At 72.7% G+C, this 25028-nt stretch carries 20 protein-coding genes; 6 read left to right on the top strand and 14 right to left on the bottom strand.

The window, feature by feature from the left end:
* Positions 1–96 precede the first annotated feature (96 nt).
* Together IF20_RS04780 and IF20_RS04775 are read right to left on the bottom strand one after the other, a co-directional pair.
* Positions 97–978: an alpha/beta fold hydrolase gene (locus tag IF20_RS04780; protein ID WP_052863681.1), complete on the bottom strand. Its 882-nt coding sequence runs from the start codon at positions 976–978 to the stop codon at positions 97–99.
* Between the two features lie 738 nt (positions 979–1716).
* Positions 1717–2409 (bottom strand): metal-dependent transcriptional regulator, encoded by a 693-nt coding sequence (locus IF20_RS04775; protein ID WP_052863680.1) that lies wholly within the window; start codon positions 2407–2409, stop codon positions 1717–1719.
* Between the two features lie 388 nt (positions 2410–2797).
* On the opposite strand from IF20_RS04775, the gene IF20_RS04770 reads away from it, so the two are divergent.
* Positions 2798–3562: an SIS domain-containing protein gene (locus tag IF20_RS04770; protein ID WP_052863679.1), complete on the top strand. Its 765-nt coding sequence runs from the start codon at positions 2798–2800 to the stop codon at positions 3560–3562.
* A 304-nt stretch (positions 3563–3866) separates the two neighbouring features.
* On the opposite strand, the gene IF20_RS04765 is transcribed toward IF20_RS04770, so the two are convergent.
* Together IF20_RS04765 and pdxH are read right to left on the bottom strand one after the other, a co-directional pair.
* The gene (locus IF20_RS04765; protein WP_234426532.1) at positions 3867–5246 is read right to left on the bottom strand and encodes a PAS domain-containing protein; all 1380 of its coding nucleotides are present in this window, start codon (positions 5244–5246) and stop codon (positions 3867–3869) included.
* A gap of 540 nt (positions 5247–5786) precedes the next feature.
* On the bottom strand, positions 5787–6467 hold the full coding sequence (gene pdxH / locus IF20_RS04760) for a pyridoxamine 5'-phosphate oxidase (RefSeq protein WP_407702444.1): 681 nt from the start codon (positions 6465–6467) through the stop codon (positions 5787–5789).
* Between the two features lie 418 nt (positions 6468–6885).
* Here pdxH and IF20_RS04755 point away from each other — a divergent pair, with 418 nt between their 5' ends.
* Positions 6886–7989: a citrate synthase 2 gene (locus tag IF20_RS04755; RefSeq protein ID WP_052863678.1), complete on the top strand. Its 1104-nt coding sequence runs from the start codon at positions 6886–6888 to the stop codon at positions 7987–7989.
* Between the two features lie 46 nt (positions 7990–8035).
* Here the strand turns inward: IF20_RS04755 and IF20_RS04750 are convergent, their stop codons facing one another.
* From IF20_RS04750 to IF20_RS04715, 8 genes are all read right to left on the bottom strand, one after another.
* Positions 8036–8641 (bottom strand): TetR/AcrR family transcriptional regulator, encoded by a 606-nt coding sequence (locus tag IF20_RS04750; protein ID WP_052863677.1) that lies wholly within the window; start codon positions 8639–8641, stop codon positions 8036–8038.
* Positions 8629–9399 (bottom strand): enoyl-CoA hydratase family protein, encoded by a 771-nt coding sequence (locus IF20_RS04745; protein ID WP_052863676.1) that lies wholly within the window; start codon positions 9397–9399, stop codon positions 8629–8631. Before IF20_RS04745 ends, IF20_RS04750 begins: the two co-directional genes overlap by 13 nt.
* Positions 9396–10979, bottom strand: a complete 1584-nt coding sequence (locus IF20_RS04740) for a 4-coumarate--CoA ligase family protein (RefSeq protein ID WP_199896491.1) — start codon at positions 10977–10979, stop codon at positions 9396–9398. The genes IF20_RS04745 and IF20_RS04740 overlap by 4 nt, the downstream gene beginning before the upstream one ends.
* Positions 10980–11059: 80 nt before the next feature.
* Positions 11060–12274: an acyl-CoA dehydrogenase family protein gene (locus IF20_RS04735; RefSeq protein ID WP_052863675.1), complete on the bottom strand. Its 1215-nt coding sequence runs from the start codon at positions 12272–12274 to the stop codon at positions 11060–11062.
* Between the two features lie 33 nt (positions 12275–12307).
* Entirely contained in the window at positions 12308–14161 is a 1854-nt protein-coding gene (locus IF20_RS04730) for an acetyl/propionyl/methylcrotonyl-CoA carboxylase subunit alpha (RefSeq protein WP_052863674.1), read from the bottom strand.
* Between the two features lie 35 nt (positions 14162–14196).
* On the bottom strand, positions 14197–15804 hold the full coding sequence (locus IF20_RS04725; RefSeq protein ID WP_052863673.1) for an acyl-CoA carboxylase subunit beta: 1608 nt from the start codon (positions 15802–15804) through the stop codon (positions 14197–14199).
* Positions 15801–17456 carry an acyclic terpene utilization AtuA family protein gene (locus IF20_RS04720; RefSeq protein ID WP_407702456.1) on the bottom strand — a complete coding sequence of 552 codons (1656 nt, stop codon included), beginning with the start codon at positions 17454–17456 and terminating at the stop codon, positions 15801–15803. Before IF20_RS04720 ends, IF20_RS04725 begins: the two co-directional genes overlap by 4 nt.
* A gap of 95 nt (positions 17457–17551) precedes the next feature.
* Entirely contained in the window at positions 17552–18361 is an 810-nt protein-coding gene (locus IF20_RS04715) for a TIGR03084 family metal-binding protein (protein ID WP_052863671.1), read from the bottom strand.
* A gap of 527 nt (positions 18362–18888) precedes the next feature.
* Between IF20_RS04715 and IF20_RS04710 the strand changes: the two genes are divergently transcribed.
* From IF20_RS04710 to IF20_RS04695, 4 genes are all read left to right on the top strand, one after another.
* Entirely contained in the window at positions 18889–19551 is a 663-nt protein-coding gene (locus tag IF20_RS04710; protein WP_199896490.1) for an HAD family hydrolase, read from the top strand.
* An 87-nt stretch (positions 19552–19638) separates the two neighbouring features.
* The gene (locus IF20_RS04705; RefSeq protein ID WP_052863670.1) at positions 19639–20820 is read left to right on the top strand and encodes a helix-turn-helix domain-containing protein; all 1182 of its coding nucleotides are present in this window, start codon (positions 19639–19641) and stop codon (positions 20818–20820) included.
* Between the two features lie 187 nt (positions 20821–21007).
* Positions 21008–21460, top strand: a complete 453-nt coding sequence (locus tag IF20_RS04700) for an ATP-binding protein (RefSeq protein ID WP_234426501.1) — start codon at positions 21008–21010, stop codon at positions 21458–21460.
* A gap of 511 nt (positions 21461–21971) precedes the next feature.
* Positions 21972–22697 (top strand): protein kinase family protein, encoded by a 726-nt coding sequence (locus IF20_RS04695; protein ID WP_324605552.1) that lies wholly within the window; start codon positions 21972–21974, stop codon positions 22695–22697.
* A gap of 58 nt (positions 22698–22755) precedes the next feature.
* On the opposite strand, the gene IF20_RS04690 is transcribed toward IF20_RS04695, so the two are convergent.
* Together IF20_RS04690 and IF20_RS04685 are read right to left on the bottom strand one after the other, a co-directional pair.
* Positions 22756–23850 carry a phage baseplate protein gene (locus tag IF20_RS04690; RefSeq protein WP_052863668.1) on the bottom strand — a complete coding sequence of 365 codons (1095 nt, stop codon included), beginning with the start codon at positions 23848–23850 and terminating at the stop codon, positions 22756–22758.
* A 258-nt stretch (positions 23851–24108) separates the two neighbouring features.
* Complete coding sequence (locus IF20_RS04685; protein WP_052864035.1) at positions 24109–25017, bottom strand: EamA family transporter; 909 nt, start codon at positions 25015–25017, stop codon at positions 24109–24111.
* Between the last annotated feature and the right edge of the window lie 11 nt (positions 25018–25028).

Below are 25028 nucleotides of genomic sequence, written 5' to 3'. Positions count from 1 at the left end.
GCTCCGGGGCACGCGCAGGTGCGAACGGCGAGACGGTTCCGACGAGGCGGGACAGCCCCGGCGAAAGGATCCGCCCCGCCCGCCGCCGGCGGCCCGTCAGGCCGGCAAGGCCGTATGCAGGAACGGTTCGAGGCACCGGCGCCACTCCTCGGGGCGTTCCCACGGGAAGAAGTGGCCGGCGTCGGGGATCTCGGCGTACGCGCCGCGCGGGAGGACGCGGACCATCTCCTGCGCCTCGGCGCGGCCCAGTTCGCCGTCCAGGCCGCGGACGACGAGCGTGGGGCACTCCACCAGCGCCAGTTCCTCCCAGTGCGCGTCGTGCACCCAGGCCTCGCGGACGGCGAGCATCTGGCGGCGGGAGAAGACCGGCCGCCAGCCGTCCGCGCGTTCGGCCATCACCTCCGCGAAGAACTCGCCGCGAGCCGGCCGGGGCCGCTCCAGCGTGGGGTCGTCCTCGCCGAACCATTTGCGGACGTCGGCGAGCGTGGCGAAGGGGACCGGCCAGGAGCGGAACCACTCCTCCCATTCACGTTGCGAGGCCGCGCCCAGCGCGGAGGCCCGCATGTCGCAGATGACCAGGGCGCTGACGAGGTCGGGACGCCGGGCGGCGAGCTGCCAGGCGGTGAGCGCGCCCATGGAATGGCCGATGAGTGCCACCGGTGCGAGGTGCAGCTCCTCGATGGCGGCGATGGCGTCGTCCACGTACGTCAAGCGGTCGAACGGTCCGTCGCCGGGCTTCTCGCTGCGGCCGTGGCCCCGTTGATCCAGGCCCACGGGGCGGTAGCGCGCGCCGAGCCAGCGGGCGGTCTCCGCCCAGTGCGCCGCGCGCCCCATCAGGCCGTGCAGGAGCAGCACACCGGGACCTCGTCCGTTGTGCTTCTGCTCCGATCCCTCGCCGTAGGCCTTGGGAGGGTCGGTGAACTCCCAGGCCGCGAGCCGTACGCCCCCGCTACCGGTCACGTCGATGCGCCGCACCATTGCTTGGCACCCCCATCCGTCCCCTTGAGCAGCCCCACACTATCGAACCCATATTCGAATGTACTGCCGTCGCGTCTCAACACCCCTCGTACGAGTGACCATGCTCAAGGATTGGCCGCCCGCGGCAGGGAAAGAGTGTGAGCGGGAGGCGGGCCCTGACGGGAAGAGGGCCCGCGGGGGAAGACCCTGAGAGCTCGGGGCTCCGGGTCTTCGCGGGGGGACATGGGGAGGCAGGGCCCCGGCTGCTCGCAGCGCCGGGGCCCCTGCTGTCGGTGGCCCCCCAGCCAGGCGACGTTTCCGTCCGCGGACTCATCCGAGCCCCCTCCCCAAGGGGTGCACGGCGACCGCTCGGATGGTCCCCAGCCACCCGCCGCCGCCCGTCCCCAGGTCCTCGACGCCTCACGACCATGCGTCCGCGCGCATGTGACAGCGCCAGGGTGACACGGAGCCGCGCCCACCGCTCGCATTCCGCCAAGTCCATGGCGGGCGAGCGGCCGGAGCCCGCCTTCGTACCGGCAGTCGCTCCAGGTCAGGGGCACAAAACAGGCGGAAGGGGCAGCGAAAAAATCTTCGCGGGACCACGAAGCGGAACGTGCCCCGGGAAACGGCGTTGTAGCCGTTGCACCGGGTGGGCGCCTGCGCACGGCATGCGGAAGCGGCGCCCCGCCGGTGAAGCGGAGCGAAGTTGCGCGGACGGAGCGAGCGCCGCGACGGCCCCGGCGAGCGGGCCGCCGACGCTCAGCGCTTCGCCACGAAGACGTGCTGCGCGATGTCCGTGGCCAACTCGGCGGCCTCGCCGCTGCTGCCGACCAGCACCCCGGCCGGCGACTCCGTCACGCTCACCACGGCCCCCGGCTGCACCCCGGCGCGCCGCAGCGTGTACATCAGCTGGGCGTCCGTCTGGATGGGCTCGCCGATCCGCCGTACGACGACGGTCTTGCCGTCGGCACCCGGGTCGAGGTCCATCAGGTTCAGCAGGCCGTCGTCCAGGAACGCATCGGCCTCGGCCTTCTCGCCCAGCTCGTCCAGGCCCGGGATGGGATTGCCGTACGGCGACTCGGTCGGGTGGCGCAGCAGCTCCAGGACGCGGCGCTCGACCGCCTCGCTCATGACGTGCTCCCAGCGGCAGGCCTCGGCGTGCACCTGCTCCCACTCCAGGCCGATCACGTCGACGAGCAGGCACTCGGCGAGCCGGTGCTTGCGCATCACGCGCGTCGCCAGGCGGCGCCCCTCCTCGGTCAGCTCCAGGTGCCGGTCGCCCGCGACCGTCACCAGGCCGTCCCGCTCCATCCGCGCAACGGTCTGGCTGACCGTCGGGCCGCTCTGGTCGAGCCGCTCGGCGATTCGAGCGCGCATCGGGACCACACCTTCCTCTTCCAGTTCGAGGATGGTGCGGAGATACATCTCCGTGGTGTCGATCAGTCCGGACATGCGTGCCCCTCGGCTGTGTCGTGCGATGGCCCTGAACTCAATTCTGACGCATCCCACCGACAACGGTGCCGCCCGCGGGCCGAAGGACGCTCCCGCGTCCTGCCCGCAGCCGGCCCGCGGGCGACCGTCCGGCCCGTGACCAGGGCCGTCCCGGGCAGCGCTCGATGACCATCGGCACCTTTCGGCCGTACGGAGCGGTCGCCGTATTGACAGGGCACTGGTCCAGACCGCAACGTGAGCCGCGCCACGACCGCGGGACCGGCCACGACCGAGCGCCACAGGCGCGACCGTGTACCGCTGCGGGCGGCCGTGCACGACTGCGGCGGGAGACTCCCCTCCGGCGCCGACCGGCCGGACGGGACCATACGAGGAGAAGGGGCGCTCCGCGATGGGCGAGGGCGAGAGCAACGGGCTGGCCGGGCAGTACTTCGACGCCGCGATCGGCCTGCTGCGGACGGTGCGCGACACCGAGGGCGGGCGGATCGCCGAGGCCGGGACGCTGATCGCCGACACCGTGGCGGCCGGCGGCCGGATCTTCTGCTTCGGCGCCGGGCACTCCTCGCTGCCCGCCCAGGACACGGTCTACCGGGCCGGCGGACTGGCGGTGATGAACCTACTGTCCGTGCCGGGCGTGGTGGGCGTGGACGTGATGCCGGCGACGCTCGGCAGCGCGCTGGAGCGGGTCGACGGGCTGGCCGCCGCGGTCCTGGACTCCAGTCCGGTGCGGGCCGGCGACGTGCTGGTGATCATCTCGCTGTCCGGCCGGAACCCGCTGCCCGTGGAGATGGCGATGAACGCCCGCGCGCTGGGCCTGAAGGTCATCGGGCTGACCTCGGTCGAGTACGCGGACGGCACCAAGTCGCGACACGTCTCCGGTACGTACCTCAAGGACCACTGCGACCTCGTGCTGGACAGCCACATCCCGGTCGGTGACGCGGAGCTGACGGCGCCGGGCGTCGAGGCGCCGTTCGCGCCCGCTTCCACGGTCGTCACCAGCGCGGTCATGCAGGCGGTGGTGGCGACCGCGGCCGGGGCGCTCGCCGAGCGCGGCATCGATCCGCCGCTGCTCCGCTCGGGCAACGTCGACGGGGGCCACGACTGGAACGGCCGGGTCATGCGCGAGTACGCGGACCGGATCTTCTACCGGCACTGAACGCCCCGGGCTCCGGCTCCGAGCAGCCCGGGCTCGGGCACGTGAACGAGCCGGACTCCGGCACTGAACGGCCCGGGCTCGGGCATGTGAACGGCCCGGCGCTCCGGCACTGAACGCCCCGGGCCCCGGCTCCGAGCAGCCCGGGCTCGGGCACGTGAACGAGCCGGACTCCGGCACTGAACGGCCCGGGCTCGGACATGTGAACGGCCCGGACTCCGGCACTGAACGACCCGGGCTCCGGAGCTCGGCGCTCCGGAGCCCGGAAGCACGGGGCGGCGCGGTGTCGGGACCGCGCGCCCAGTCGTCATCTCTTCCGCACCACGTCCGCCAGGTCCAGGGACGCGGCGATGCGGGATGCGACGTCCTCGGCGTACGCGGCGTCCGCGCGGTCGAACGGACGGCGGGAGGCGCCGCGCAGGAAGGTGGCCACCCCCACCGTCCGGCCTCGGCTGCGCAGCACCACGCACAGGCCGTGCACCGTCCCCTCGGGCCACTTCCGGGCCGCCGCCCAGCCCTCCGGGGAGGCCGCGAGGCCCGCGCTGGCCCGGACCGAGCCGCGGCGCCGGTACGCCTGGACGGCCGGGTGGCCCGGTACGTACGCCAGCGGGATGCCGGTGACCGCGACGGGCTGGGAGGGGCCGGGCGAACCCGTGGGCGAGGCGAGGGCGCGGACCAGCCGGGGCGCGGGGTCGGCGGTGTCCTCGGGCTGCGCGCCCAGGTCGGCGTCCTCCAGGGACGTGGCCGCGTCCAGGTCGGAGAGCGGCGGGCCGGCGGGCGCGGGCGGGACGGCCAGGTCGACCAGGCCGTGGTCGGCGAAGCCGGCCAGCGCGAAGTCCAGCTGGACGGCGGCGGCCTCCATCGGATCCTCGCACTCGGCGGCCGCCCGGCCCGCGCGGTGCAGCTGGTGGGCGCGGAAGCGCTGCAGCGAGCTGTCCTGTTCGCCGCGCTTGATGTCGGTGATGTCCTGGAAGAGCCAGCCGACGCCGAGCGGTACCGGTTCTTCGGCGAGCGGGGACGCCAGCCGCAGGAAGCCGCTGCGCCAGCATCGGCGGGGCTCCTCGGCCTCCTCGGAGCGCAGCGTCACCCACAGTTCGGTGGCGGCCGGCGGCGCGCCTTCGGCCAGGACGTGTTGGAGGGCGCCCTCCAACTCCTCGACCCCTTGGGCGAGCAGGTCCCCCAGCGGGCGCCCGAGGACGTGCGTGCGCCCGAGCCCCAGGGCGCGCGCCGCGTGGGTGTTGACGACGGCGGGGCGCAGGTCGGCGTCGACGAGGACCACGCCCCAGGACGCGTCGTCGAAGAGGGCCTCGCTGAGCGCGATGGAGCGTTCGAGGTCGATCTGGGTGTGCACCTCGCTGAACGCGCAGTACACCCCGGCGGGCGTGCCGTCGGTGCCGGTGACGGCGGAGGACTGGGTACGGACCAGGACCCGGCCGCCGTCCTTGGTGAGCAGTGCGAACTCGTGCACCTGGCGGCCCGGTGCGGTCATGGCGGCCATCACGGCCGCGTGCACCTCGTCGGCGTCCTCGGGGCGCACGGCCCAGCCGGCCAGGCCCGGGCGGCCGACGGCTTCGTCGGCGGTCCAGCCGAGGATGCGTTCGGCCTCGCGGTTCCAGTGGGTGACGGTGCCGTCGGCGTCGAAGGCGCACAGGGCGGCATCCATGCCGTCCAGGAGGGCCGCGAGCAGGCCGGAGTCCTCGCTGTCGGGTGGCGGCGGTGGGTCCGTTTCCGCTCCCTGGTCGTGGCTCTGGTTCGGACGGCCCGGCTCCCCGGGCAGCGCGGCATTGAAGTGGCGGGACGAAGCAGTCACTGGCACCCCCTGCTGGACGCGGCTGCACGTGCTGCACGTCGGATCATTCAACTGGAACGTGATGCAGCCCACACCCCATTCCGGAAAATCTCTGCCCGCCGGAAATTCGGTTGTGGAGGGCCGGAGGGGTTCCTAGTGTGTGGAGCACACGAGAAGGGAGGTGGTTCGGCAGATGTATGCACACCGGACGCGTGAGGTGGCTGCGGGCTAGCGGCCCGTCGCTTCACTCAGTGCAGCGCCGGACCAGCGCACGAGACCTGTGCGCAGCCGGCCAATCCCAAGCAGTCACCCGACCCGCGGGCCGCCGGTTCGTCCGACCGGCCCCCGGCGCCTCCCGGCGCCGGGGAGAAGGCCCGCGGGTCGTCTGCGTCTCCGGCCGCACGGCAGGGGCTCGTACGGCGCAGGGCGCTCCCCGCCCTACGGGGCCAGGCGCTCCACCGTCCAGCCGCCGCCCGGCGTACGGACGTACCGCAGGCGGTCGTGCAGGCGGTTCTCGCGCCCCTGCCAGAACTCCACGCTCTCGGCGGCGATCCGGTAACCGCCCCAGTGCGGCGGCGCCGGCACCTGCTCGCCTTCGGGGTAGCGGGCCGCGAGGTCGGCGTACGCCCGCTCCAGCTCCTCGCGGGAGGCGACCACCGAGGACTGTTCGCTGGCCCAGGCGCCCAGCTGGGAGCCGTGCGGGCGGGTGCGGAAGTACGCGGCGGTCTCGTCGCGGCCGATGCGCTCGGCGGTGCCGGCGACGATGACCTGGCGGGCGAGCGGGTGCCAGGGGAACAGCAGCGAGACGGCCGGATTCCGCCCCAGTTCGCGGCCCTTGCGGCTGGTGTAGTTGCTGAAGAAGACGAAGCCCCGGTCGTCGAAGGCCTTCAGCAGGACCGTGCGGGAGCTGGGCCGCCCGTCCTCGTCGGCGGTGGAGACGACCATGGCGTTGGGTTCGTGTATGCCGCTCGCGGCCGCTTCCTTGAACCAGCGCGCGAACTGTTCGTACGGGGTGCCCGCGAGGTCCTCCTCGGTGAGGCCGTGCGCGCGGTACTGGGCGCGCATCGAGGACGGGTCGGGGTGGGCTGCGGATGCGGCGTCGGCAGGGTGCACGCGCATATCTTGCAGCATCCGGCGGGCGGTGCGGGCGGCCGACGGCCGGCCCGTGCGCCACTCGTGGCCCGGCAGTCTGCCCGTCTTCGGGAGCGCGTAACCCTCCCGTCAGGAAATCGCACAGTGTGCCGGATGTCACGCTTCCCCGCACGTGCGGAACCCACCAAAATCATCTGCGGGGACGCTGTGGACTCCGCACATCCGGAGATATGGTGTCCGCCCCTGAAACGCACTGAACGCCGGAACCGAACCGGTGACGCGCCGTCACCGCACGCGGTCCGACCGGAATGCGGGGACCGCCGGGCGAGCGAGAGCAGTCCAGGCAAGGAGTTCCGAGACCGCATCACACGTGACCGCACGGCCCCGACCGCACGGCACCGTGGCCACGAGCCGCGCCGCCGTCCCTAGCTTGAGGAGCAGCCTGATGTCCGACTTCGTACCCGGGCTCGAAGGAGTCGTCGCGTTCGAGACGGAGATCGCCGAACCGGATAAGGAAGGCGGCTCGCTGCGCTACCGCGGCGTCGACATCGAAGACCTGGTCGGCAACGTGTCGTTCGGCAACGTGTGGGGTCTGCTGGTCGACGGGGCCTTCAACCCGGGCCTGCCGCCCGCCGAGCCGTTTCCCATCCCGGTGCACTCCGGTGACATCCGGGTGGACGTGCAGTCCGCGCTCGCCATGCTCGCCCCCGTGTGGGGCCTGAAACCGCTGCTGGACATCGACGAGGCCGAGGCCCGCGACAACCTGGCGCGCGCCGCGGTCATGGCGCTGTCCTACGTCGCCCAGTCGGCCCGCGGCCAGGGCCTGCCGATGGTGCCGCAGAAGGAGATCGACAAGGCGGACACGATCGTCGAGCGCTTCATGAAGCGGTGGCGCGGCGAGCCCGACCCCAAGCACGTGAAGGCCGTCGACGCGTACTGGACGTCGGCCGCCGAGCACGGCATGAACGCCTCCACCTTCACCGCCCGCGTCATCGCCTCCACGGGCGCGGACGTGGCCGCCGCGCTCTCGGGTGCGGTGGGCGCGATGTCCGGTCCGCTGCACGGCGGCGCGCCGTCCCGCGTGCTGGGCATGATCGAGGAGATCGAGCGCACCGGTGACGCCAAGGCGTACGTGAAGCAGGCCCTGGACCGCGGCGAGCGGCTGATGGGCTTCGGGCACCGCGTGTACCGCGCGGAGGACCCGCGCGCCCGCGTGCTGCGCCGTACGGCCAAGGAGCTGGGCGCGCCCCGCTACGAGGTCGCCGAGGCGCTGGAGAAGGCGGCGCTGGAGGAGCTGCACAACCGCCGCCCCGACCGGGTGCTGGCCACCAACGTGGAGTTCTGGGCGGCGATCACGCTGGACTTCGCCGAGGTGCCGGCGCACATGTTCACCTCGATGTTCACCTGCGCCCGTACCGCCGGGTGGAGCGCGCACATCCTGGAGCAGAAGCGCACGGGCCGGCTGGTGCGGCCGTCGGCGCGGTACGTGGGCCCGGGCGCCCGCAGCCCGCGCGAGGTCTCGGGCTTCGAAGACATCGTGGCCCGCTGACGGCCTGCGGACGGACGGGACGGGCGCCCCGGCGGGGCGCCCGTCCTCATGTCCGCAGCGCCTCGTCGAGCAGCAGCGCCCACTGCGCCACCACCCGGTCGCGGCGGGCCGTGTCGTCGCTGAGCAGAGTGGCGAGGCCGAGGCCGCGGGCCATGTCCAGCAGGCCCTGGACGGTCTCGCGTACCCCGGGTACGGCCTCGTCGGCGCCCAGCAGCTCCACGGCGATGCGGTGCGCCTCGCGGCCGACCCTGGCCTCCAGTTCGGTGACCCGGCCGTGCAGCTGGTCCTCGTTGGCGGCGGCGACCCACAGGTGCAGTGCGGCCCGGAAGAGCGGGCCGGTGTAGAGGTCGACGACGGCGGTGACCACGGCCCGGCGGTCAGCCGGCGCGGAGGCGGGGAAGAGGGCGCGCAGCGCCTGCGAGCGCTCCTCGGCGACGTACTCGACGGCCGCGGTGAACAGGTCCTCGCGGGTGGGGAAGTGGTGCTGCGCCGCGCCCCGGGAGACGCCCGCGCGCTCGGCCACGACGGACACCGTGGAGCCTGCCCAGCCGTGCTCGGCGAGGCAGGAGACGGCCGCTTCCAGCAGCCTGCGGCGGGTGGCGCGGCTGCGGTCCTGCTGCGGCTCCTTGGGGGCGCGGGTCATCGTGCCCATGACGGCTCCCGGCGCTCCAGGAAGGCCGTCATGCCCTCGCGGGCCTCTTCGGAGGAGAAGAGGCGGACGGACTGCTCGGCGCGCGCGTCGGTGTCCCGGTCGAAGGCGCGCAGCACGGCCGCCGAGGTGAGTTTCTTGGACTCCGCCAGGCCCTGTGGCGAGCCCTTGCGCAGGCCTTCCAGCACCGGTGCCAGCGCCGCGTCGACGTCCTCGGCGGCCAGCGTCACCAGGCCCGTGCGCGCGGCCTCCGCGGCGTCGAAGCGCTCGCCGGTGAGGTAGTAGCGGGTCGCGGCGCGGGCGTCCATGCGCGGCAGTACCGGCATCGAGATGACGGCCGGGGCCAGGCCGAGCCGCGCCTCGGTGAAGGCGAAGGTCGCGCCGGGCCCGGCCACGGAGATGTCGCAGGCGGCGAGGAGGCCGAGGCCGCCGGCCCGTACGTGGCCGGTGACCCGGGCGACGACGGGGACAGGCAGTTCGACGATCTCGCGCAGCAGCCGGGCCAGCCCCAGCGGGCCGTCCTCGGCCGCGCCGGACGTCGCCTCGGAGAGGTCGGCGCCGGCGCAGAAGGTGGTGCCGGTGTGGGTGAGGACGACGGCGCGGGTGCCCGGGTCGGCGGCGGCGTCCGCGAGGCCCTGTCGCAGTTCGGTGACCAGTCGGGCGGAGAGCGCGTTGCGGTTGCCGGGCGAGTCCAGGGTGAGCGTGGTGAGGGCGCGCTCGTGTGCCCGCGGCACCAAGGGGGTCTCGGGTGCGTCGGTCATGAGTCCTGCGAACTCCTTTCCCGGGCGCGGAGTTCGCGCCGCAGGATCTTGCCGGTGGCGGCGCGCGGCACGGTGTCCGTGAACTCCACCCGGCGGATCTTCTTGTAGGGGGCCACCCTGTCCGCAACGTACGCGATGATCTCCCGTTCGGTGAGCAGAGCCCCCGGTTGCGGTACGACGTAGGCCTTGGGGATCTCGTTGCCGTCGGCGTCGGTCACGCCGATGACGGCCGCGTCGGCGATGTCCTCGTGCCCGAGCAGCAGTGCCTCCAGGTCGGCGGGGGCCACCTGGTACCCCTTGTACTTGATCAGCTCCTTGACCCGGTCGACGACGTGCAGCCAGCCGTCCGCGTCGCAGTGGCCGATGTCGCCGGTGTGCAGCCAGCCGTCGGCGTCGATCATGGCGTCGGTGGCCTCGGGGCGGCCGAGGTAGCCCTTCATGACCTGCGGGCCGCGGATGAGGATCTCGCCGGTGGCGCCGGGGCCGAGGTCGGCGCCACCGGCCAGGTCGACGATGCGCATCTCGGTGCCGGGCAGCAGCTTGCCGACCGCGCCGGGCGGCGCGTCGCGGGCGTCCCGCGGTACGACATGGGTACCGGGCGAGAGTTCGGTCATGCCGTACGCCTGGAGGAGCGGCGGCAGCTTCAGGCGCGCGGCGCAGGCGGCGGCCAGTTCGGCGTCCAACGGGGCCGCGGCGCTGAGCAGGTACTCCACGGACGAGAGGTCTCTGCCCTCGACGGCCGGGTGCTTGGCGAGCGCCAGGACGAGGGGCGGGGCCACGTACACGGCGGTGACCCGGTACTTCTCGATGGCCCCGAGGAAGGTGTCGAGGTCGAAGCGGGGCAGCACGACGACGGTGGCGCCCTTGCGGAGCGGGGCGTTCATCAGGGCGGTGTAGCCGTAGATGTGAAACATGGGGAGGACGGCCAGAACGCGGTCGCCGGGCTCGGCGGTGAGGACACCGTCGAGCTGCACGAGGTTGGTGGCGATGTTGCGGTGGGTGAGCATCACGCCCTTGGGCGCGCCGGTGGTGCCGGAGGAGTACGGCAGGCATGCCAGGTCCTCGGCCGGGTCCAGGTCGACCTGCGGCTCGGGCGCCCCGCCGGCCAGCAGGTCGGCCAGGGAGCGGTGGCCCGGCGCGGCGTCGCACACGAAGATCTCGGTGATGCCGCCGCACTTCTCGGCGGCCGTACGGGCGGCCGGCAGCAGCGCCGAGACGGTCACCAGCCAGCGGGCGCCGGAGTCGTGCAGCTGCTTGGCCACCTCGTCGGCGGTGGCCAGCGGGTGCACCGGGGTGACGGCGGCGCCGCAGCGGGAGGCGGCGTAGCAGACGACGGGGTAGGCGACGGAGTTCGGGCTGTGCAGGGCGAGCACGTCGCCCTTGCGGACGCCCGCGGCGGCGAACGCCGCGGCGAGGCGGCGGGTGCGGACGTCCAGTTCGGCGTAGGTGAGGGTGGTGCCGGTCAGGCCGTCGATCAGGGCCGGCCGGTCGCCGTGCTCAGGGACCGACCGGCCGAGCACGGCTTCGTGGATGGGCTGGTCGAGGGGGGCGACGTCGGGGTACTCGCTGCGGAACACCATGGACTCACGGCCCTTCGCTCGGTGGACGCAGCCGGCTGTGGCGGCTGCGGTGTCGGACGATGTTCCGCAGCATGGCGGTCTCAGTAGGACTTGGGGAGCCCCAGGGACTGGTGGGAGACGAAGTTGAGGATCATCTCGCGGCTGACCGGGGCGATTCTGGCCACCCGCGCCGCGGTGATCATCGAGGCGAGGCCGTACTCCGCGGTGAGGCCGTTGCCGCCGAGGGTGTGCACGGCCTGGTCGACGGTCTTCACCGCGGCCTCCCCCGCCGCGTACTTGGCCATGTTGGCGGCCTCGCCCGCGCCCATGTCGTCGCCGCTGTCGTAGAGATGGGCCGCCTTGTGCATCATCAGCCGGGCCAGCTCGATGTCGATGTGGCACTGCGCGAGCGGATGGGCGATGGCCTGGTGGGCACCGACCGGCACCTTCCAGACCTGCCGGTCGCGGGCGTACTCCACCGCCCGGCCCAGGGCGTAGCGGGCCATGCCGAGGGCGAAGGCGGCGGTCATGATGCGCTCGGGGTTGAGCCCGGCGAAGAGCTGGAGGAGCCCGGTGTCCTCTCCCCCACTGTCGAGAGCGTGGGAGGTGCCCCCACCGACGAGCGCGTCGGCGGGCAGCCGCACGTCGTCCAGTACCAGCTCGAACTGCTTTTCCGGGGCGGCGAGTTCCATGGTGATCGGGGTGCGGGAGAAGCCCGGCGCGTCCCGCGGGACGATGAAGAGGCAGGGCTTGAGCCTGCCCGTCCTCGCGCCTTTGTCAGACACAGCCTCGGTGCGGCCGACGATCAGCGTGGCGTCGGCGATGTCGACGCCGGAGATGAAGACCTTGCGGCCGTTGAGTATCCAGTCGCCGGTCTCCGGGTCGCGGCGGGCCGTGGTGGTGATGCGGTGCGAGTTGGAGCCGGCGTCGGGCTCGGTGATCCCGAACGCCATCTTGCGGGACCCGTCGGCGAGGCCCGGCAGCCACTGCCGCTTCTGCTCCTCGGTACCGAAGCGGGCGATGACGGTGCCGCAGATGGCGGGCGAGACGACGAGCATCAGCAGGGGGCAGCCCGCGGCGCCCAGCTCTTCGAGGACGATGGCGAGTTCGGTGATGCCGCCGCCTCCGCCGCCGTACTCCTCGGGCAGGTTGACGCCCAGATAGCCGAGTTTCGCCGCCTCGGCCCAGAGGTCGTCGGTGTGCTTGCCCTCGGCCACGACGCGGGTGAAGTACTCGCGTCCGTAGCGCTTGCCGAGCGCGGCGACGGCGGCACGGAGGGCCTGCTGCTCTTCGGTTTCGATCACGGGGGTGCTCACGGGAACTCCTTCGAGGGGGAGAAGCGTGCGGTGTCAGTCCGAGACGACGGCGAGCAGGGCGCCGACCTCGACCTGGCGTCCCGGTTCCGCGTGCAGCGCGGTCACCGTGCCGGTCGCGGGCGCTGTGATCCTGTGCTCCATCTTCATGGCTTCCAGCCACAGCAGCGGCTGGCCGGCCTCGACGACGGCCCCCTCGGCGATCCCGTCCGCCACGCGGACCACCGTTCCGGGCATGGGCGCCAGCAGCGATCCCGGCTCCTGGCGGGCCGTGGGGTCGGGGAAGCGGGGCAGGGCGACGAGGGCCGTGGCCCCGAGGGGCGAGTCGACGTAGGCCCGGTCGCCGTACGCGGTGACCTCGTACGCACGCCGCACGCCCGCGACCTCCAGCACGACCCGGTCGGGACCCGCGTGCACGACCAGCACGCCGTCGGCAGCCAGGCCGTCACGGGTGTGCCGGTAGCGGACCTCGTGCTCCTCGCCGCCAGGCTCCGTCCGGTACCGCTTGACCTGCGGCTGGGAGGTCACGTTGCGCCAGCCGCCGAAGCGCGAACGACCGTGCGCGTCGGCGAGGGCGGCGGCCAGCGGCGCATACGGGTCGGGGGCGGCGGCCGTGAGGGCGGGCAGCTGCCGGTCGTAGAAGCCGGTGTCCATCGTGGCGGCCGTGAACTCCGGGTGGCGCAGCGACCGTACGAGCAGGTCGCGGTTGGTGACCGGGCCGTGGATCCGGGCCCGCTCCAGGGCGCCCGCGAGCTTGCGCACGGCGGCGGTGCGGGTGGGCGCCCAGGCGACGGCCTTGGCGAGCATGGGGTCGTAGTGGATGCCGATGGGGTCGCCGTCGGCGTAGCCGGAGTCCAGGCGGATGCCGGGTACGTCGAGGCGGTGCAGGGTGCCGGTCTGCGGGGCCCAGCCGGCGGCCGGGTCCTCGGCGTACAGGCGGGCCTCGACCGCGTGGCCGCGCGGCTCCGGGGGCGTCTCCGGCAGCGCCTCGCCCTCCGCGACACTCAGCTGGAGCGCGACCAGGTCGATGCCGAAGATCTCCTCGGTCACCGGATGTTCGACCTGGAGGCGGGTGTTCATCTCCAGGAAGTGCGCGGTGTCGCCGACGACGAGGAATTCGACGGTGCCCGCGCCGCGGTAGTCGGTCGCGCGGGCCGCCCGTACGGCCATCTCGTACAGCCTCGCGGTCAGTTCGGGCGTGAGGCCGGGCGCCGGGGCCTCCTCGATCACCTTTTGATGGCGGCGCTGGAGGGAGCAGTCGCGGGTGCCGAGGGCCCAGACGGTGCCGTGCGCGTCGGCGAGGATCTGCACCTCGACGTGGCGCCCGTTCTCGAGGTACGGCTCGACGAACACCTCGCCGTCCCCGAAGGCGCTCGCGGCCTCGGCCCGCGCTGCCGCCAACTCGCCGTTCAGCTCGGCGAGTTTCCGTACGACGCGCATGCCGCGGCCGCCGCCGCCCGCCGCCGCCTTCACCAGCACGGGCAGGTCGTCCGCCGTGACCTCGGCGAGCGGGGCGATACCCATCAGCTCCTTGGCCCGGGTCTTGGACGCCATCGCCTCGATGGCGGCGGGCGGCGGGCCCACCCAGGTCAGGCCGGCGTCGGCGACCGCGGCGGCGAACTCGGCGTTCTCGGAGAGGAAGCCGTAGCCGGGGTGCACGGCGTCGGCCCCGGCGTCCAGCGCGGCCTTCACGACGAGGTCGCCGCGCAGGTAGGTGTCGGCGGGCGCGTCGCCCGGGAGGCGGACGGCCGCGTCGGCCTCCCGGACGTGCGGCGCGCCGGCGTCGGCGTCGGAGTGCACGGCGACGGTGGCGATGCCCAGCTCCCGGCAGGTGCGGAAGATGCGGCGGGCGATCTCGCCGCGGTTGGCGACGAGCAGGGAAGAGATCACTGAAGCGTTCCTCGCAGCACTGGTCACTGGACCCCTCACATCCGGAAGACGCCGAAGCCGCCGCGCGCACCCTCGACGGGTGCGGTGTGGATCGCGGACAGGCACAGGCCGAGGACGGTGCGGGTGTCGCGCGGGTCGATGACGCCGTCGTCGTAGAGCCGCCCGGACAGGAACATCGGCAGCGACTCGGACTCGATCTGCTGCTCGACCATGGCGCGCAGCCCGGCGTCCGCCTCGTCGTCGTACGGCTGTCCCTTGGCGGCGGCCGAGGCGCGGGCCACGATCGACAGGACGCCGGCGAGCTGCTGCGGCCCCATGACGGCGGACTTGGCGCTGGGCCAGGCGAAGAGGAAGCGCGGGTCGTAGGCGCGGCCGCACATGCCGTAGTGGCCGGCGCCGTACGAGGCGCCCATCAGCACACTCAGGTGCGGCACCGTCGAGTTCGACACCGCGTTGATCATCATCGCGCCGTGCTTGATGATGCCGCCCTGCTCGTACTCCTTGCCGACCATGTAGCCGGTGGTGTTGTGCAGGAAGAGCAGCGGGACGTCGCGCTGGTTGGCGAGCTGGATGAACTGCGCCGCCTTCTGCGACTCCGCGCTGAAGAGGACGCCCTGCGCGTTGGCGAGGATGCCCACCGGATAGCCGTGCAGCCGGGCCCAGCCGGTCGTCAGCGAGAGCCCGTACAGCGGCTTGAACTCGTCGAAGTCCGAGCCGTCGACGAGCCGGGCGATGACCTCGCGCGGATCGAACGGGGTCTTCAGGTCGCCGGGGACGATGCCCAGCAGCTCGTCCGCGTCGTACTTGGGCGGTTCGGGAAGCGCGGGTTCCGGGTGTGCCTTGCGCCAGTTCAGGCGGGCGACGACCCGGCGGGCCTGCCGCAGCGCGTCCGGCTCGTCCACCGCGAAGTAGTCCGCGAGCCCGGAGGTGCGGGCGTGCATCTCGGCGCCGCCGAGCGACTCGTCGTCGCTCTCCTCGCCGGTGGCCATCTTCACCAGCGGCGGCCCGCCGAGGAAGACCTTGGCCCGCTCCTTGACCATGATCACGTGGTCGGACATGCCGGGGACGTACGCGCCACCGGCCGTCGAATTGCCGAAGACCACGGCGACGGTCGGGATGCCGGCCGCGGAGAGCCGGGTGAGGTCCTTGAAGAGCGCCCCGCCCGGGATGAAGATCTCCTTCTGACTGGGCAGGTCGGCGCCGCCCGACTCCACGAGCGAGACGACGGGCAGCCGGTTGGCGTACGCGATCTCGTTCGCCCGCAGCGCCTTCTTCAGCGTCCAGGGGTTGGAGGCGCCGCCGCGTACGGTCGGGTCGTTGGCGGTGACCAGGCATTCCACGCCCTCGATCACGCCGATCCCGGTGACCAGCGAGGCGCCCACCGTGTACTCGGGGGAGGCGCTCCCCCAGGCGGCGAGCGGGGACAGCTCCAGGAACGGGGTGTCGGGGTCGAGCAGCAGCTCGATGCGCTCGCGGGCGAGCAGCTTGCCGCGCCTGCGATGCCGCTCGACGTACTTCTCCCCGCCGCCGGCGACCGCCTTGGCGTGTTCGGCGGCCAGCTCGTCCAGCTTGGCGAGTAGTGCCGCGCGGTTCTCCGCGTACTCGGGGCTCGCGGTGTCCAGCCCCGTGCCGAGCACGGTCACAGCAGTACCTCCGGTATGTCCAGGTGGCGGGCGCGCAGCCACTCGCCCAGGGCCTTGGCCTGCGGGTCGAAGCGGGCCTGCGAGGCCACGCCGGCGCCCAGCAGCCCGTCGATCACGAAGTTCAGCGCCCGCAGGTTCGGCAGCACGTGCCGCTCGACGGGCAGGTCGGCGGTCTCCGGGAGGAGCGTGCGGAGCCGTTCGGTGGTCAGCTCGTGCGCCAGCCAGGCCCACGCCTCGTCCGTACGCGCCCACACCCCGACGTTGGCCGCACCCCCCTTGTCGCCGCTGCGGGCCCCGGCGACGAGGCCGAGGGGCGCGCGGCGGGTGGCGCCGTCGTGGTGCAGCGGCTCGGGCAGCATGGGGGCACCCCCGGCGGTCGCTGGGGGAGGATCGACCTCGCGCACCAACTCCTGTGTGGTGTCGGGTGGTTCGATCGCCACGCGACGGCCGTCCGGCAGTACGGCGGTGTGCGCGACCTCCCCGGCCGGTACGTACGCCGCCTCGAAGACGCCGTACGGGGCGCCCTTGCCGGGCGGGGCCGTGACGTGGAAACCCGGGTAGCTGCCGAGGGCCAGCTCGACCGCGGCCCCGCTGATCACCCGGCCCACGGCTTCCTGTTCCGGGTCGCGGACCACCAGCCGCAGCAGGGCGCTGGCCTCCTCCTCGGACGCCGCGTCGGGGTGGTCGGTGCGGGCGAGCCGCCAGTCCACCTCGGCGGGCCGCCGGCCGGCCGCGTCGAAGGCCGCCGCCATCTGCTCGCGCACGAGCTGGGCCTTGAGGTCCACGTCCAGCCCGGTCAGCACGAAGGTGACCTCGTTGCGCCAGCCGCCGAGCCGGGTCAGGCCGGTCTTGAGGGTGGGCGGCGGCGCCTCACCGCGTACGCCGTCGATGCGTACCCGGTCCGGGCCGTCCTCCGTGAGCCGGACGGTGTCCAGGCGGGCCGTCACGTCGGGCCCGGCGTACCGCGCGCCCGTCGTCTCGTACAGCAGCTGCGCGGTGACCGTGCCGGGCGTGACGGCGCCGCCGGTGCCCGGGTGCTTGGTGATCACGGATGAGCCGTCGGCGGCGATCTCGGCGAGCGGGAAGCCGGGTCTGCGCACGTCGAGCGCGCCGAAGAAGGAGTAGTTGCCGCCGGTGGCCTGGGTGCCGCACTCCAGCACGTGCCCCGCGATCACCGCCCCCGCCAACCGGTCGTGGTCGTCGGGCCGCCACCCGAAGTGCGCGGCGGCGGCCCCGCTGACCAGCGCGGCGTCGGTGACCCGGCCGGTGACGACCACCTCGGCGCCGGCCCGCAGGCACTCCGCGATGCCGCCACCGCCGAGGTAGGCGTTGGCGGTCAGGGTGCCTTCGGGCCAGCCCGGGCGGCCGAGCAGGTCGTCGCCCTCGACGTGTGCGACGCGCACCGGGACGCCGACCTTCGCCGCCAACTCCCGTACGGCGTCGGCGAGACCCGCCGGGTTCAGCCCGCCCGCGTTGGTGACGATCCGTACGCCGCGCTCGGCGGCCAGCCCGAGGCCGGTCTCCAACTGCCGCAGGAACGTCTTGGCGTAGCCGCGCCCCGGGTCCTTCAGCCGGTCGCGGCCGAGGATGAGCATGGTCAGCTCGGCGAGGTAGTCACCGGTCAGGATGTCGAGGGGGCCGCCGGTGAGCATCTCCTCCAGCGCGTCGAAGCGGTCACCGTAGAAGCCGGAGGCGTTGCCGATACGGAGGGGGCCCGGGGGCGCGGGCTCCTCGGATGTCGCGGGGGTCACGCGGTGGGCTCCTTCGGGGCGGCGGCCGGGCGGGGGCCGCGGCCCGGGCCCGGCGGCCCGGCGAAGGCCTGCGCGATGGTCAGCCACCGCTCGGCCTCTGCGCCCTCGGCCCGTACGTCCACGTCCGCGCGGTGCGCCCGCTGCGTGACCAGCAGGCAGAAGTCGAGCGCGGCACCGGTCACCCGCTGTGCCGCGTTCTCGGGGCCCCACGTCCAGAGCCCGCCGTCCGGGCCGCGCAGCTCGACCCGGAACTCCTCCTCCGGGGGCGTGCGTCCGTGCGCGACGTAGGCGAAGTTCCGGGCCCGCACGCCGATGTGGGCGACGTGTCGCAGCCGGACCGTGGGCTCCCGTACGACACCGAGCGCGTCGGCGACGTCCTGGCCGTGCGCCCAGGTCTCCATCAGCCGGGCCGTGGCCATCGAGGTGACGCTCATCGGCGGCCCGAACCACGGCAGCCGGCCGCCGGCGTGCCCGGCGAGCGCCTCGTGCAGGGCCGCCCGGCCCGCACGCCAGTGGGCGAGCAGCTCGGCGGGCGGCCGGCGGGCCCCTTCCTCGGCCCCCTCGTCCACGAAGGTGTCCGGGGAGGCGAGCGCCGCCTCGGCGGCCCGCCGGAAGCCGTCGGGATCGGTGGCCGCGCGCAGCGCCTGCTCGTCGGTCCAGGCGAGGTGGGCGATCTGGTGGGCGATCGTCCAGCCGGCGGCGGGCGTCGGCAGCGCCCAGCGGTCTTCGGCGAGCTGCCCCACGAGGCCGTCCAGCGCCTCCCCCTCCGCATGCAGGTCGGCGAGGACCGGGCTCGGATCGGACACGCTGCACTCCCCTCGTCCACCCCCTGGAACGCCTGAAACGCAGGCGCTCAGGGGGCGTTGGTGTGTGTGGGTGGTCGTGCGGTGATGCGTGTCAGAGCGTGGCAGCGCGCCGGACAGGAATCAAGCATGCGAGCATGATTTTTTCGACGACACACTCGCGGCTTGCCCGCATCACGCCCTGCCGGGCCCGGCAGGGCACCGCAGGGTACGAGAGATGGGGTCAAGGTTCGCGTCCGCCGAGGCACGCCCCGCGCAGGGGGACGCGGACATCAGCAGCAGGCATGAGGGGTTGCCTCTTTGACGGAGCCGTCGGGCTTATGGACGCCCTCACCAAGAAGGTGGATGCGGCCGAACAGGAGGGGCGGGCATTGTGCGAGTTGTGACGCGCATGGCCGACGGAGTGCACCGTCGGTGACCCGATAGCTCGGTGCGTCATAAGGCCGGGAGACGTCGACCTCCCGGCCTCCCTGCTCCCCAGGCTGCCACATACAGGACTTCTCTCAGCTCACCACCGTAGGCTGCGCCCGATGATTGAGACTGTCGTGTTCGATGTGGGTGAGACGCTGGTCCGGGACGATCGCTACTGGGCATCGTGGGCCGACTGGCTCGGCATCCCCCGGCATACGCTTTCGGCGCTCGTCGGTGCTGTGGTGGCACAGGGACGCGACAACGCCGACGCGGTACGGCTCGCGTGTCCCGGCGTGGACCTCGCGACCGAATACGCCAAGCGGGAAGCGGCCGGGCGAGGAGAGGCTCTTGACGAGAGTGACCTGTACGACGATGTGCGGCCCGCATTGGCGCAGTTGCGGGCATCGGGCGTCCGCGTCGTGGTCGCTGGGAACCAGACGGAGCGTGCCGGGAAGCTGCTGCGTGGTCTTGATCTGCCCGCCGACTTGGTGGTGACCTCGGGCGAGTGGGGGGTGGCCAAGCCGGCACCGGGATTCTTCGCCCAGGTGCTTGCGGTGTCGGGCGCTGCCGCTGACGCGACCGTTTACGTGGGCGACCATCCGGCCAACGATGTGTTCCCGGCGAAGGCGGCCGGACTGCGGGTGGCACATGTGCGGCGGGGCCCGTGGGGGTTCTTGTGGGCCGATGACCCGGTCGTGGCACAGAAGGCCGACTGGCGCATCGATTCGCTGACCGCGCTGGTGGGAATCGTGCAGGCAGACCGTCGAGGGCGCCACACCTGATCGTGGCGAGAACGGTCCGTCCGGGGGCACGGGGCGGCACTGAGCGGTACGGTCCGGGTGATCGCTGTCGTGCCGGACGGAGCCGCGATGCGTGCCGATGCACACGGAAGGGTGGGGCAGCGGATCGCTGCCGCTCGCCGTGTTCGCCGTATGACCCAGGCCGAGCTCGCCCGCGGGTCTTTCGTCTCGCTCAGCATGCTCCGCAAGATCGAGCAGGGGCACCGTTTCCCCAGTGAGGACACGCTGGATGCCATTGCCGGGGCCCTCGAAATCGATGCCTCGCGGCTACTGACCGATCGCGCGGGCCATGACAGTCGTGTCCGTAGCGCTCTGCCCGCACTCTCGGACGTCATCGGCACGTACGACATCCCCGAGGACGGGCCGGTAAGGCCTCTGCAGCAACTGCGTACGGCGGTACAACAAGCCGTGGACTGGCGTCTCAGCGCTCAATACACGCGAATCATAGGTGCACTTCCCGGGCTGCTCGGCGAACTGGCACGGGCGCTGGACAACGCTCGGGGCCGGCGCCGGGAAGCGTTGGCAGGACTGCTGACCGACGCGTACCGGGCCGCGGACGCTGTGGCTTACAAGTACGGCGCCTACGATCTTTCCGCCCGGCTCGTGGAGTTGATGCGCTGGGCCGGTGCGCAAGCCGGCGACCCGTTGCTGGACGCGGCAGTCGCTTACGTTCGCACCGAGACCTTCTTCGCGGCGCGTGCCCACGGCCCGGGGTTGCGTGCGCTGGAACGGGCACTCGACGCCGTCCCGCCCCCGGCCACGGCGATGGCAACCGCCGCACGCGGTGCCCTGCACATGCGAGCCGCCGTGATCGCCGCCCGGGTACGCGACGCCGACAGGGCAGGTGTTCACCTGGAATCAGCGCGGGAGCTGGCGGACCGCGTACGTGAAGGCGTGTACCAAGGGACCGCCTTCGGGCCGGACAGTGTTCGGGTGCATGAAGTGTCAGTGGCGGTAGGCCTGGGTGACGAGAACGTGGAGCGGGCTCTGCACCGCACGAAGTCATGGACGCCGCCGCCGGCGATGGGCGCCGAACGCCGCTCAGGTTTCTACATCGAACTCGCACGCGCTCAGCTCTGGGCCGGGCGCCCTGACGAAGCCTTCACCAGCCTGGGGACCGCTCGGTCGATCGCGCCGCAGCACACGCGCGAGCATCCGTGGGCGCGTGAGGATGCGGCCACTCTTCGCCGCCTCAAGCGCGCGGATGCCGAATCACTCACGCATTTCGTGGAGTGGATCGGCGCTGTCTGATCCCTGCGCGCGGTGACACCACGTGTGTCACTTGCGGGCCGCCGGGAGACGCACCATCGGCACGGTCATGAGAACCGATCCAGTGGAGGCCACCATGCCGAACGCGTCCCCGGGCGCCGGGACAGCCACCTCGCACAGGGGGCAGGCCGCCCTTCTCGAAAAGGCTGTGGTGGAACGAGAGTGGGGAATGGGGTTCAAGCTGGTCGATGCCTCTGTTCCGCAGGCTCGAATGCACACCAGATGTCTCCTGACGCTTTGGGAGTGGGGAGGGGACGTCGAGGACGCCGCTCTGGTCGTGGGAGAGCTGGTCACCAATGCGGTACGCCACGGACGACGGGCCGGGCATGTGCTGTTCCTGCGCCTGGCGATACTGGACATTGGCGCGCTGCGCATTGACGTATCGGACCCGGTAGCGGCCCTCCCCGGCTTCGAGAGCGACCGCCCGGGACGGATCGACGCAGACGACGAACACGGGCGCGGCCTCGCTCTGGTACGGGCCCTGGGTGCGGACGTGAGCTGGTTCTTGCGGCGGAACTGCGGCAAGACCGTACGCGCCTGCCTTCACCCGCGCCCTGCGGTCCCGGCGCCTGTCACCGGTCATGCCGGAGGGCATGGTGACCGGGCTGGTGCCCTGCGGTAGCGACAGTGCGCGGTGCGGACACACGGTGATCCGCGACGTGTGACAGCAGGTCATGTACCTCAGCTGTCCCGCAGCCCTCTTCTTCGTTCTCTCCGTCGGCGTCCTCGGGCGCCGACGTGACCGAGGCGTACACGCCCGCTCTGCGGCCCGGATGGCCGCTTGACTCGAGCGGGGGCACGACAGGGGCGGGACTGTCCTGCCCAGCAAACACAAGGGGAGTGCCATGGCCTTGACGAGGCTCGCCGTTCTGCGAGTGGACCCGGAGGAGGACGACGGGCAGGGTGGCAATCCGCCCACTGGCGACAGTGATGACGGCCGCGACTACTACAGCTGACCGGCCGTAGCCCGCTGCGCCACTTGGGGCCGGCTCTGTGCCAGGGCCGGCCCTGCCGCTGAGAGGACGAAGATGCCCGGGCAAGGACCATTCGATCTACCGAAACATGTCGCCAACGCCATTACGCCGTTGAGCAGACGACTCGTGGTCAACCGGCGTGGCTCGACCGTGTGGGACGTGGTGACGGCGGACGGGCGGAAAGCGGTCAAGCTGGGGTACCCCACTCAGAAGCACCGATGGACGGCGCTCGCGCCCGCACGAGAGGTCTCGGTCCTGCGCCAGCTGATTCCCGAAGACGTCCATTGCGGCGAATGGGAGCACGGCACGTGGAGTGCTCAGCCGTGGCGCGAGGGCGAATCTCTTTTTGACCTGTGGAAGCTCCATCGGCATCCGACGAAACCGGCACCGCCGGACCTTGAGGTAGCGCATTCCTGTGCCGTAGCACTGACCGGCCTGCATGGGCGCGGTTGGGTGCACGGCGACGTCCAGCCCAACCACTTCGTTGTCGGGCCCGCCGGCACAAACCTCATCGACCTGGCGCTCGCACATGGCGGGAATGTCCCGGACAGCTACGACTTTCCGTATCGCGGCTGCCTGGTCCACTACGAAGCACCGGAGATCTCCCGCGGCATCCTGGAGCACGGCACCGCCGTGCCGACGGAGCAGGCAGACGTCTATGCGCTGGGCGCATCGTGGTTCATCTCTGCTACCGGCTGGCGGCATGTCGACTATCCCGACGCGGCCTCCCGGTTGGATCAGCGTCAGGCCATCGTGAGCAAGCCGCATCGGCCGATCAACGTACCGGGGCCGTTGGGCGGGATTATTGAGCAGATGATGAGCCGCAACCCCGCCGATCGGCCGGGCGCCGATGATGTTTGCCGTGAGCTGCGCACCGCACGCTGAAACGCCCCGGAGCACGCGGGGTCGTGCCTCTGCCGGACACGACGCCACCTTCCACGTCTCAGTTGCCGTGCGCGTACAAGGAGAAGCGGCGGCGGTTGACCTTGCCCGAGGTGAAGCCCGCGACCAGGCGGTCGCCGCCGCGGCGCAGGACCGCCAGCCCCTCCGGTTCGCGCGGGCTGAGGTTCCGCCCGGCCGTCGTGCGGACTTCCTGCAGGACGGTGCCGGTACGCAGGTCGATACTGGCCAGGCGGGCGTTGCCGAGTCCGGAGGCGGGGTTGCCGCGGCCGTACGGACTGCCGGTGAGCTGGTACGCGTAGTCCCCCGAGAGCGCCAGGCCCTGATAGAAGACGCCCTTGCGCAGCGGCGGCTGCGCAACGTCGGTGAGCGGCTCGGGCTTCGCGCCGCGCGGGCCGAAGTCGTCCAGGTCGTAGAGCGCGTAGCGGTAGACGCCCCGGCGGCGGTAGCGGAGCAGCAGCCGGCCGGTGACCGTGTCGATCGCCGGCTGGTTCTTCGTGGTGCCGGGCTGCGGGCGGAAGGTGGCCAGCGAGCGGTCGCCGGCCCGCAGGACGCGGTTCGGGGCGTAGGTGAAGCAGGCGATGCCGCGGCCGTAGCCGGAGGTGGGGTTGACGTCCCACTCCGTCCACAGCAGGGGTGCCCGGCCCGGCCGTTCCTGGACGCCGAGCGAGCCGCCGTGCCCGAAGCCCTTGAGGAACATCCGGTCCTTCAGCCGCCCGGACATCGTGAGGCGGTTCAGCGTCAGGTCGCCGCGGGCGACCCGCTGGGAATGGGTGTACGTGCGCGTCTCGCCCTTGAGGCGGACGCCGCCCTGGACGACCTGGAGGGCGTAGACGTAGCCGTTGTCCTCGTCGAACGCGAAGGACTGCAGGACCGAGCCGTGCGTGAGCCGCTTCTTCTGGAACAGCGAGGTGGCCGGCCCGGAGAGGTCGATGTACCCGCCGCTCGGTGCGGCCGCCGGCAGGTCGATGTCGGGCATGCCGACCTCGGCGGGGACCGGCTTCACCATGGGGACCGGCTCGCGGCCCGGCCCCGGTGGTCGCGGGGCCGCCTCGGCCCGGTCGGTGAGCAGCGCCGGACCGCCGAGAATCGCGGCGCCTCCGAACCTGAGAAGTTCCCTGCGCCCGATCCCCGTCATACCGCGTCGCCCCACCGTCGCCGTCCCGTGATCGCCGTCCGTACGTCCTCGTTCCGTACGGGAGACGTGCCACGTCCTCGTTCCCGTACGGGAGACCTGTGACCGGGGAGGGACAGCCGCCACACGCGATTTCCGGCGGCTTCATCCATCCGCCCCCGGCCCCTCACACCAACGGCGGCAGGGGACGGGGCGGAGCGGGCGTCGGCGAGGGAGGTGGGCGCGGTCACCTTCCCGGCCGCGGTCGCCGTGGCGGGAGTGTCAGTGGCCGGAGCTCGCGGAGCGGACGGCGCCGACGCTCGCGAGGACGACCATGGCGATGGCGGCGATCTCCGCCCAGCCGAGCGACTGGTGCAGGACCAGGAAGCCGGCGGTCGCCGCGGCGGCCGGCTCCAGGCTCATCATCACCGCGAACCCGGAGGCCGGGAGCTTGCGCAGGGCCAGCAGCTCCAGGGTGTACGGGGCGACCGAGGACATCATCGCGACGGCCGCGCCGAGGCCGATCGTGACCGGGTCGAGCAGCGCCGTCCCGGCGCTCGCGATGCCCAGCGGGAGGCTGAGGACGGCCGCGACGGTCATCGCCAGCGCCAGCCCGTCGGCCGCCGGGAAGCGCTGCCCCGCGCGGGCGGCCAGCAGGATGTACGCCGCCCACAGCCCGCCGGCCGCCAGCGCGCAGCCGGCCCCGACCAGGTTCAGGCTGTCGAAGCCCTGCCGGCCCAGCAGCGCGACGCCGCCCAGCGCGAGCGTCGCCCACACCAGGCTCAGCGCGCGCCGCGAGGTCACGATCGAGAGGATCAGCGGGCCGAGGAACTCCAGGGTGACGGCCGCGCCCAGCGGGATGCGGTCGATGGCCTGGTAGAAGAGCGAGTTCATGCCGGCCAGCGCGACGCCGTAGGCGAGCACGGTAGCCCAGTCGCCGCGCGAGTAGCCGCGCAGCTTCGGGCGGCAGGCGACCAGCAGGACCAGCGCCGCGACGACGAGGCGCAGGGTGACCACGCCGAGCGCGCCGGCCCGCGGGAAGAGCAGTACCGCCACCGAGGAGCCGAACTGCAGGCAGATGATCCCGCCCATGACCAGCCCCACGGACACCATGCGCCCGCGGGGGCCGTTGGCCGCTTGCGCCCGCTCGGCCCGTCGTACCTCTTCGGAGGCCGGTACCGCGACGGGCACCGCGCCCGCGT

It is taken from the genome of Streptomyces niger, assembly GCF_000718305.1.
Taxonomy (GTDB): domain Bacteria; phylum Actinomycetota; class Actinomycetes; order Streptomycetales; family Streptomycetaceae; genus Streptomyces; species Streptomyces niger.
The sequence above is the reverse complement of the archived record's forward strand: the minus strand, read 5'-3'. Positions and strand labels throughout refer to the sequence as shown.

Excerpts from the sequence above, each read along its gene's own strand:
- pdxH (WP_407702444.1), bottom strand. The coding sequence starts at position 6,467 with ATGCGCGTGCACCCTGCCGACGCCGCATCCGCAGCCCACCCCGACCCG.
- IF20_RS04755 (WP_052863678.1), top strand. The coding sequence starts at position 6,886 with ATGTCCGACTTCGTACCCGGGCTCGAAGGAGTCGTCGCGTTCGAGACG.
- IF20_RS04700 (WP_234426501.1), top strand. The coding sequence starts at position 21,008 with ATGGGGTTCAAGCTGGTCGATGCCTCTGTTCCGCAGGCTCGAATGCAC.
- IF20_RS04720 (WP_407702456.1), bottom strand. The coding sequence starts at position 17,456 with ATGCTCACCGGCGGCCCCCTCGACATCCTGACCGGTGACTACCTCGCC.
- IF20_RS04775 (WP_052863680.1), bottom strand. The coding sequence starts at position 2,409 with ATGTCCGGACTGATCGACACCACGGAGATGTATCTCCGCACCATCCTC.
- IF20_RS04780 (WP_052863681.1), bottom strand. The coding sequence starts at position 978 with ATGGTGCGGCGCATCGACGTGACCGGTAGCGGGGGCGTACGGCTCGCG.
- IF20_RS04770 (WP_052863679.1), top strand. The coding sequence starts at position 2,798 with ATGGGCGAGGGCGAGAGCAACGGGCTGGCCGGGCAGTACTTCGACGCC.
- IF20_RS04690 (WP_052863668.1), bottom strand. The coding sequence starts at position 23,850 with ATGACGGGGATCGGGCGCAGGGAACTTCTCAGGTTCGGAGGCGCCGCG.
- IF20_RS04750 (WP_052863677.1), bottom strand. The coding sequence starts at position 8,641 with ATGGGCACGATGACCCGCGCCCCCAAGGAGCCGCAGCAGGACCGCAGC.
- IF20_RS04710 (WP_199896490.1), top strand. The coding sequence starts at position 18,889 with ATGATTGAGACTGTCGTGTTCGATGTGGGTGAGACGCTGGTCCGGGAC.
- IF20_RS04745 (WP_052863676.1), bottom strand. The coding sequence starts at position 9,399 with ATGACCGACGCACCCGAGACCCCCTTGGTGCCGCGGGCACACGAGCGC.
- IF20_RS04740 (WP_199896491.1), bottom strand. The coding sequence starts at position 10,979 with ATGGTGTTCCGCAGCGAGTACCCCGACGTCGCCCCCCTCGACCAGCCC.
- IF20_RS04705 (WP_052863670.1), top strand. The coding sequence starts at position 19,639 with ATGCGTGCCGATGCACACGGAAGGGTGGGGCAGCGGATCGCTGCCGCT.